This is a genomic window from Pseudoalteromonas sp. (assembly GCF_036960685.1).
GTDB lineage: Bacteria > Pseudomonadota > Gammaproteobacteria > Enterobacterales > Alteromonadaceae > Pseudoalteromonas.
Genome location: NZ_JBALXK010000016.1, coordinates 96,201 through 103,273 on the forward strand (window position 1 = coordinate 96,201; position 7,073 = coordinate 103,273).

A 7,073-nucleotide genomic window follows, 5' to 3' on the forward strand; every position below is an offset into this window, starting at 1 on the left:
GGTGATCGTGCTCATGGTTCAGTTAAATGTGTTGCTCGCAGATGCACAGCAACAAGCTTCTAATCACGAAGCTAACTCAATGCTTAATTCAATGTTTAATAAAGAAAATCTAGATAAGTTTAAAATAGGTGTCGAGCAAGTCGTACAGTTGTTGGCGCAAACTATTGGTGAGCAAAAAAAGCCATTTAGCGGGGTTTTTCCTCACGAGCTGGCCAAACAATTTGCTGATATTGATCTAAATCAGCCGCTCTTTGATATACAAGAAGCGCTTACTGAGGTGACTCAGCTGTATCTCAAAGATGCTGTTTATTTCAATAATCCTCGTTACCTCGCTCACTTAAATTGTCCTATTGTTTATCAAAGCATTCTTGCTGAATTAATGGCTACAGCGATAAATACAGCCGTTGAAACCTGGGATCAAAGTGGTGGCGCGACCTTCATCGAGCAAAGCATTGTCGATTGGACGTTATCAAAACTGAACCTTGGTGAGCTCTCAGATGGCGTGTTTACCAGTGGTGGCACGCAATCTAACTTAATGGCGATGTTGCTCGCACGTGATTTTCAATGTCAGCAACACAGCGGACATATAAATAAACAGCAAGGGCTACCACAGGACTTTAAACGGTTAAAAATTTTTACCTCAGAAGTTAGTCATTTTAGTATTCAAAAAGCGGCAGCTATTTTAGGACTTGGCTACGATAGCGTGGTAAGCGTACCGTGTGATGAATATTTTAGAATGGACATTACTACGTTAAATCAGGCAATCGAACACAGTCAGCAACAGGGCGATATTGTTATGGCCATAGTTGCTACTGCGGGCACTACAGACTTTGGCAGTATAGACCCGTTAGCGCAAATAGCCGCTATTGCTGAGCAAACCGGCGCTTGGTTTCATGTTGATGCGGCCTATGGTGGCGGTTTATTAATAACACCTAATAACAACCATAAGTTAGCGGGGATCGCATATGCGGATTCAGTGACGATTGATTACCATAAATCATTTTTTCAACCGGTAAGTTGCAGTGCATTTTTTGTTAAAGATAAACAGCACCTGTCGGTTGTCACTTATCATGCTGAATATTTAAATCCACTGAGCCAGCAGCAAGCAGGCACGCCAGACCTATGCAATAAGAGCATCCAAACCACACGACGTTTTGACGCATTAAAGTTATGGTTTTCATTGCGTACAGTCGGGGCAAAAAATCTTGGCTTAGCATTTGAGCAAGTGATGCATTTAGCACGACAGGCTTATCTATTATTAGCCTCTGAAGCGCATATTGAAATTATTCATCAGCCACAGTTAAGTACCTTGGTATTTCGCTTTATTGGTGATGGCGGTAGCAGCAACCCAGATTTGGACGACGTAAATAAATTCATTCGTAAGCAGTTGTCCCGCCAAGGCGATGCTTTAATAGCCGCAACTAAGGTGGCAGATAAGCAATACTTAAAATTCACCTTACTAAACTGTGCAACGACTATCAGTGATATTCAGCATGTTGTTCGGCTTATAAAGCAATATGGGTATCAATATCTAGCGAGTGATTTAGCCAATGAGTCAACTTCTTTAAGTATTAAACTGGAGGAAGTTAGTTATGGATAAGCCTATTTATGATGTGATTGGTATTGGCCTTGGGCCATTTAATTTAAGCCTTGCCTGTTTAACCGCACCGCTTGAAGGAGTAAGTAGCCTCTTTTTAGATAAAAATGCAGAATTTAATTGGCATCCAGGCATGATGCTTCCAGAGGTCAGCTTACAAACGCCGTTTATGTCTGATTTGGTAACGCTTGCCGATCCTACTAGCCCTTATAGTTTTTTAAACTACATAAAGCAGCAAGGTAGATTGTATTCTTTTTATATTAGAGAAAACTTTTTCTTACTACGCCAAGAATATAATCAGTATTGCCAATGGGCTACTCAGCAGTTGCCTAATCTACGTTTTAATTCAGAGGTTCAGCATGTTGAGTACAGCCAAGATAGTGATATCTATATAGTACAAACATGCGATCAAGTTTATTTGGCCAAACACTTAGTATTAGGTACTGGTCCTGTGCCTCGCCACCCACAGTGTGCGCAGGAGTTTATACAGCAAGAGGGAATTATTCATTCCAGTCATTACCTTGCGAATAAAAGCCAATTACAGCAGCAGCAATCGATTACTATTATTGGTAGCGGGCAAAGTGCCGCTGAAATCTTTTATGATTTGTTGCAAGACATCGATCAACATAATTATCAGCTTAATTGGCTTACTCGTTCTTCGCGGTTTTACCCACTGGAATACACTAAGCTAACGCTAGAAATGACCTCGCCAGAGTATGTTGATTATTTTTATCAATTACCTGAGCAAAAACGTCAGCAGTTAAACCGCCGCCAGCATAACCTTTACAAAGGGATTAATAGCGAGCTGATCAACAATATTTTTGATTTACTGTATAGCAAACGGCTGACAGCTAAATTGCCTGTTAGCCTACACACAAATTCTGCGCTTATCGATATGACGCACCACAGCCATGTAGGAGGTTATGAGCTGAATTTAGAGCAAACCGAGCAACAGCAATGTTATTCAATAAACACGCAAAGCATTATTTTTGCCACGGGTTATCAGCCTTATCAGCCAAGCTTTCTAGCTGGAGTTAGCCATTGTATTGATAGTGATGCCGACGGCCTGTATCAAGTAGGCCGTAATTACTCTATTGATAAACAGCATCAACGTATTTTTGTACAAAACGCTGAACAGCATACTCATGGTTTTGTCACACCCGATTTAGGCATGGCGTGTTATCGAAATTCTTGCATTATTCGCGCGATCACCGGACATGAGCATTACCCGATTGAACGCAAAATTGCTTTTCAGGAATTTGCTGCACCTAACTCTGAGTTTTGCGATGAAATAAAGCAGTTTCGCGCATGAGTAAGCAATTTAAAATCTTGTTGATTGCGATAACGGTATTTGCAGTGATCAGTGATTCAATGTTGCTACCGTTTTATCCTACATTTTTTCGTACTGTGTTTGCTATCAACGATCCTGCTTATGTGGGTACTTATCTTGCTGCTAGCTGTTTTGTAGTCATGGTGTGCTTCCCTATTTGGGCTTTCATTAGCAAATATATTCATGTGTTACCACTGTTGGTATACAGTCAAATCGCGGCGGGTATATTCAGCTTAAGTAGTTTTTTTGCAAACGACTTAAGTTGGTTTTGGTTTACCTCAATGGCAATGTTTGCTTTTAAAGCGAGTTACTTATTAGTTTATCCGTACTTAATGAGCTTAGAAGAAAAAACCAAGCACGTTACCACTATTGCAACGCTCAGTGTGGTGGTGCACTTTGGCGGCATACTTGGCGCACTTGCTGGTGGTGTGGTGTTATCGGCATTGCCAGCTAAGGCGGCATTTTTAATTATGGCATTGAGTGATTTTACTCAGGTCTTAGTGTGCGCTTATCTTATCAAGTTAGCACCGAGTAAACAGCAGCCTGAGCCTGTAGTCGCATCGGCTATGCCATCAACTCGCTGGCCTATTTATCAGCTTGGCATTGTTATGCTGTGCTTTTACTTCAGTGCTTTTTTGATCAGACCTTTTTTTGCTGCGTATTGGCAAAGTATGAGCGATAACGCAAATATCGTTCTCGCGAGTATGGTGTTTTCTATCCCTGCTTTTATGGCATTGCTTGCGCTTTGCTTTGATCAGTGGCGACAAAAGAAAAATACCAGACCCATTAACTTATTAATTGTCTTTATATTGATCATCACCGGTGTTGCATTACAAGCAAGTCCAGCCTATTTGGTGGTGATTGCTGGGCGTTGTCTGTTTGGTTTATCACTATTTATCATCATTGTGCGTCTTGACCTGCTGCTTTACCAAGTAAGTACGCCAGACAAATATGCCCAAGACTTTAGCAAAGTCAGCTTTTGCCAAAGTTTAGGTGTGCTATTGGCCTCTTACTTTGCTGGTGTACTGGTGAAAGATTATGGCCTAGTGATGCCGTTTTGGATTGCCGCTGCAGGGCTTACTCTATCCGCTCTGTGCTTATGGTTACTAAGTAAGCAAACTAAACGCCATGTCTGTTCAGCCTATCAAGGCACAACATCGAGGGCTCAGTAATGTCTAATTCACCCCCCGTTTTTTGTCAGCAATTTACTAATATAGCCATGCTTAGTTTAAGGCCGCTTAACTTAAAGCAAGACTTAGCATTGATCCATCAGTGGGTTACTCAATCTCATGCCCAGTTTTGGGGGATGCAAGAGTTCACTATTGCTCAGTTACAGCAAGAGTATCAAAGCTTGTTAGCGCGCAGCGATATTTATATCGGCTACGCAAACAATAGCGCGTGTTTTTTAGTTGAGTTATATGAACCTCAATTAGATGAAATAGGTGATCATTACCCCGTCAAAGCAGGTGATATTGGTATGCACATTCTGATTGCTCAAAGCAATAACAAGGTGCATGGCTTTACTTGGTCGGTGTTTCAATTGGTGATGAATTTCATTTTTGCTAATGACAAAAATCAGCGCGTTATTGTTGAACCCGATATTCGCAATAACAAAATCCATTCTTTAAATACTAAAGCCGGTTTTCGTTATCAATCAGCGGTGAAGTTAACGCATAAAACCGCTCATCTCGCATTTTGTACTCGTGATGACTTCTATCACGCATTAAATAAGGATAATACTACTATGAAGCACATTCCCTTGAGCCCAGAGCAAGCCGTAAGTCATTTAACCCCAGAGCTATGGCGACATGTAAATAGGTTGCATGTTCGCAAAGCCTTAAGTGAGTTTGCCCATGAGCGATTAATAAAACCACAATTGACCAATGAAGATGCAGATTGGCAATATTTTGAGCTAAGTACAGATAAACAAAACATCGTTTATCGCTTTAAAGCCAAGTTGGGTAGTTTGAATCACTGGCATATAGCAGCAGACTCAATCGAGAAACAAATCGATAACCAAGTGGCCGAGCTTGATTCAATCGCCTTTATTTGTGAGTTACAACATAGTTTAGGTATCAGCCAAGCTATGTTGCCCACTTATTTAGAAGAAATAGCCAGTACATTATATGGCAGTGCTTACAAGCATCAGCTGCCAGCATTGACTGCTGAGCAACTCACCACCGCCGATTTTCAACAAGTAGAGAGTGCGATGACGGAAGGTCATCCTTGCTTTATCGCAAATAATGGTCGGATCGGTTTTGATACCAATGATTATCGCCAATATGCGCCTGAGACTGGCGCGCACTTACAGTTGGTTTGGCTAGGTGCGCATAAAGATAGAGTGGTATTTTCGACCACCGATGATTTAGATTATCAAATACTCATAACGCAAGAACTATCACAGCACACCATAGAGTCATTTAAACAAAAGCTATTAGCGCGTGAAGTGAATAGTGATGATTACTTCTTTTTCCCCGTTCACCCTTGGCAGTGGTTTAATAAACTCGCGTCGTTATTCTCTAACGATATTGCTGATCAACATTTGGTCTGCTTAGGATACAGTGAAGATGAATATCAACCGCAGCAGTCTATTCGTACTTTTTTCAATAAAACACACCCACATAAACGGTATGTTAAGACCGCACTGTCTATTTTGAATATGGGGTTTATGCGAGGCCTATCACCTTATTATATGAGTGCAACACCGGCCATAAATGATTGGGTGGCGCAGGTTGTATCACAAGATCCATATTTAGCTGACTCAGGATTTACGATACTGCGAGAGGTGGCTGCTATTGGTTATTATAATCACGCTTTAGAGGCCGCAACCGATCAATACAGTCCATATCGAAAAATGCTCTCTGCACTTTGGCGTGAGAGCCCAATGCCTAACTTAAAGAGCAACCAACGCTTAATGACCATGGCGTCGCTGCTGCATATCGATAATCAAGGCCAAGCACTATTACCTGCTTTAATTAAATCAGCACAGATTGATACCCATACTTGGATTGCTAAATATTTAAAATCATACTTAGATCCACTCCTTCATTGTTTTTACTCCCATGACTTAGTCTTTATGCCTCATGGTGAAAACTTGATTCTATTACTTGAGGACAATATTCCAGTCAAAGCAATCATGAAAGATATTGCCGAAGAAATAGCTATCTTAAATAAAGATTTAGTTCTGGCTGACAATATTCAACGTTTAACAGTCGATGTGCCCGATGAATTAAAGGTGCTGTCAATTTTTACTGATGTGTTCGATTGTTTCTTTAGGTTCGTGGCCGATATCCTTGATCAGCAAAACGACTATTCAGAACGAGACTTTTGGCAACAAGTTTCAGAGTGTGTAATTAGTTACCAGCAATCTCATCCAGAGTTAAAAGAGAAGTTTACTAAGTACGACCTATTTAGTGCTGATTTTACACTGTCTTGTTTAAACCGGTTGCAGTTAAGCAATAACCAACAAATGATAGATTTGGCTGATCCGGCAAAAAATCTAAAGTTTGAAGGAAAACTAATCAATCCGATAGCTGTATTTAATCCCATTAAAAAAGATAACAGTGTAATTATTTAATAATTACTATTTAGCTATGAGATGGATCGGGTCTGTATGCGCAGCTTGATTGTTCTCATAGCTGATAATTTAAGCGAAAATAGAGCTGTATGGCCTTGTTTGTATGCCTTTTGAACAAATATTTAATTAATTTAATAAAACTGAAATAAAGCGTTGACGGCCTCAAGAATATCCCTATAATGCGCATCCACTGACCCGGCAGGCAGCAATGAAAAGCGCTGAACAAACGGTAAGTAAGTCGAGTAAAACTTAGCTTTGAAATCTTTTATTAAGAAACTAAAAATTAAGTATTGACAAAAAAATAGGAAAGCGTAAGATTCGCTTCCCTTGAGTCGCTAAGGCAACTCAAACGTTCTTTAACAATATAAAGCAATCATCTGTGTGGGCACTCGTACAGATTGAGTTCTAACAGCCAAACTTAGTTCGCTAAGCGAGGCAAAAAATTTAGAGTCTCAATTGAAACTGAGTGACCAACAGCAATAACTTACTTAGGTTTTACTTAAGAAAAGAATTGCAGCACAGTCAATTCAATATCGAAAGATATTAAATAAATTCAGAATTCATTGAGC

General features: G+C 40.2%; 4 protein-coding genes. All 4 read left to right on the plus strand.

Features of this window, described 5'->3' with window-relative positions:
• The first annotated feature begins 13 nt into the window (after positions 1–13).
• Genes V7783_RS14025 through V7783_RS14040 form a run of 4 tightly spaced genes read left to right on the plus strand, consistent with a single transcriptional unit; the run spans position 14 to position 6,504 of the window.
• Complete coding sequence (locus tag V7783_RS14025; protein ID WP_335679237.1) at positions 14–1,600, plus strand: pyridoxal phosphate-dependent decarboxylase family protein; 1,587 nt, start codon at positions 14–16, stop codon at positions 1,598–1,600.
• On the plus strand, positions 1,593–2,909 hold the full coding sequence (locus V7783_RS14030) for a lysine N(6)-hydroxylase/L-ornithine N(5)-oxygenase family protein (RefSeq protein WP_335679238.1): 1,317 nt from the start codon (positions 1,593–1,595) through the stop codon (positions 2,907–2,909). Before V7783_RS14025 ends, V7783_RS14030 begins: the two co-directional genes overlap by 8 nt.
• The gene (locus V7783_RS14035; protein ID WP_335679239.1) at positions 2,906–4,099 is read left to right on the plus strand and encodes an MFS transporter; all 1,194 of its coding nucleotides are present in this window, start codon (positions 2,906–2,908) and stop codon (positions 4,097–4,099) included. Before V7783_RS14030 ends, V7783_RS14035 begins: the two co-directional genes overlap by 4 nt.
• On the plus strand, positions 4,099–6,504 hold the full coding sequence (locus tag V7783_RS14040) for a GNAT family N-acetyltransferase (RefSeq protein WP_335679240.1): 2,406 nt from the start codon (positions 4,099–4,101) through the stop codon (positions 6,502–6,504). The genes V7783_RS14035 and V7783_RS14040 overlap by 1 nt, the downstream gene beginning before the upstream one ends.
• Positions 6,505–7,073: the final 569 nt, after the last annotated feature.

Excerpts from the sequence above, each read along its gene's own strand:
- V7783_RS14030 (WP_335679238.1), top strand. The coding sequence starts at position 1,593 with ATGGATAAGCCTATTTATGATGTGATTGGTATTGGCCTTGGGCCATTT.
- V7783_RS14025 (WP_335679237.1), top strand. The coding sequence starts at position 14 with ATGGTTCAGTTAAATGTGTTGCTCGCAGATGCACAGCAACAAGCTTCT.
- V7783_RS14040 (WP_335679240.1), top strand. The coding sequence starts at position 4,099 with ATGTCTAATTCACCCCCCGTTTTTTGTCAGCAATTTACTAATATAGCC.
- V7783_RS14035 (WP_335679239.1), top strand. The coding sequence starts at position 2,906 with ATGAGTAAGCAATTTAAAATCTTGTTGATTGCGATAACGGTATTTGCA.